Source organism: Klebsiella sp. C349492 (genome assembly GCF_042055345.1).
GTDB classification, from domain to species: Bacteria; Pseudomonadota; Gammaproteobacteria; order Enterobacterales; family Enterobacteriaceae; genus Klebsiella; species Klebsiella scottii.
The window spans coordinates 1-255 of the sequence record NZ_JANQCE010000043.1 but is presented as its reverse complement, the minus strand read 5'-3'; the positions used below and the strand labels follow the sequence as shown (position 1 = coordinate 255).

Here is a 255-nt window from a genome sequence, read left to right as displayed (position 1 = left end):
AGCATGTAGGCGGAGAGTTTAGGTAAATCCGGACTCTTGTTAACGCTGAGGTGTGACGACGAGGCACTACGGTGCTGAAGTAACAAATGCCCTGCTTCCAGGAAAAGCCTCTAAGCATCAGGTAACATCAAATCGTACCCCAAACCGACACAGGTGGTCAGGTAGAGAATACCAAGGCGCTTGAGAGAACTCGGGTGAAGGAACTAGGCAAAATGGTGCCGTAACTTCGGGAGAAGGCACGCTGATGGTAAGTGA

Annotated in this window: 1 rRNA gene; it reads left to right on the top strand. The window is 50.6% G+C overall.

From position 1 onward, the window contains the following. A 23S ribosomal RNA gene (locus NWP14_RS27895) occupies positions 1-255 on the top strand; the annotation flags it as partial.